Raw genomic sequence first — 1,445 nt, forward strand, 5'->3', positions numbered from 1 at the left:
GCTCTACCTTTCTGATCATGGGTTGACCCCAGCCATTCGTAGGGTTGTGGCACCCAGGGGAGTGGGGTGTGGCTCTCAGCTCGGCTGCCGTCCATGGCTTCGGAGGCTTGGCCGCCCCGCTCCCCACGACGACTCGGCCGCCGATTGGGAAGTGCGAGATGGTCGCTGCGTAGAGCAATGCCGGCGAGGTCGTCCGTGGTGCGCAAGGCAGGAACGACTTCGGGAGCACGATGAGCCGGATATGGGCGGGGATCGACTGCGGCAAGACGCACCACCACTGCGTCGCCATGGACGTAGACGGGAAGACCCTGTTGTCTCGCCGGGTGGCCAACGACGAGCCGGAGCTCCTCCAGCTCCTGGGCGATGTCCTCGACATCGCGGACGGCCACGAGGTGACGTGGGCGCTCGATATGACGGGCGGCGAACCTGCTCTGCTGATCGCGGCCCTGATCAACCACATGCAGGAGCTGCTGTACATCCCGGGCCGCATGGTGAACCGCGCGTCCGACGCCTACCGCGGCGAGGGCAAGACCGATGCCCGTGACGCCAGGATCATCGCCGACCAGGCACGCATGCGTCGCGATCTCCAACCCATCCGTCCCGGCGACGAGGCCACGATCGAACTGGGGCTGCTGACCGGCCGCCGCATCGACCTGGTCGCCGAACGGACCCGCACCATCAACCGGCTCCGCTCGGTGCTGACCAGCATGTTCCCCGCTCTGGAGCGGGCTATGGAACTCACCAACGCTGGACCACTGGTCCTCCTCACCGGCTACCAGACCCCGGCTGCCCTGCGCCGGATCGGCACGAGCCGGCTGACGACCTGGCTGCGCAATCGCAAGGTCCGTGGAGCCGCGAACCTGGCCAAGGCAGCCGTGGAGGCCGCCGAGCGTCAGCACACTGCGGTCGCCGGTGAGAAGGTCATCGCGCAGATGGCCCACACCCTGGCGAAGGAGGTGATCGCCCTCAACGAGAAGATCGCCGAGACGGAGAAGCTCATCGAGGGCAGGTTTCGCGAACACGAACTCGCCGAGATAGTCCTCAGCATGCCGGGCATGGGCCCCAAGCTCGGCGCCGAGTTCCTGGTCGCGGTCTGCGGCAGCCTGGACGCCTTCTCCACCGCCGACCGGCTCGCGGCCTTCGGCGGCGTCGCTCCCGCCCCGCACGACTCCGGCAAGACCAGCGGCAACCTGCGCCGCCCGCAGCGCTATCACCGGCGCCTGCAACACGTCTTCTACACATCCGCGCTGGTCAGCTCCTGGAGCGATCCCAACTCCAAGCGGTTCTACGACCGTAAGAGGGCTGAGGGGAAGAGCCACATCCAGGCCGTGCTGGCTCTCGCCCGCCGACGCGTCAACGTGCTGTGGGCTCTGATCCGCGACCGACGGTGCTATCAAGTCGTACCGCCCGTCACCGCAGCGGCTTGACAACTTCATTGGGAAGCC

At 67.3% G+C, this 1,445-nt stretch carries 1 protein-coding gene; it reads left to right on the forward strand.

Annotated elements, in window-relative coordinates:
- Positions 1-230 precede the first annotated feature (230 nt).
- Positions 231-1,427, forward strand: coding sequence for an IS110 family transposase (locus ABZ719_RS37645; RefSeq protein WP_366729669.1), 1,197 nt, complete (start codon positions 231-233; stop codon positions 1,425-1,427).
- Positions 1,428-1,445: the final 18 nt, after the last annotated feature.

The sequence above is a fragment of the Streptomyces sp. NPDC006743 genome (genome assembly GCF_040703815.1).
Lineage (GTDB): Bacteria > Actinomycetota > Actinomycetes > Streptomycetales > Streptomycetaceae > Streptomyces.

Bases quoted from the DNA above. Each gene is read 5' to 3' on its own strand.
- ABZ719_RS37645 (WP_366729669.1), top strand. From the start codon at position 231: ATGAGCCGGATATGGGCGGGGATCGACTGCGGCAAGACGCACCACCAC.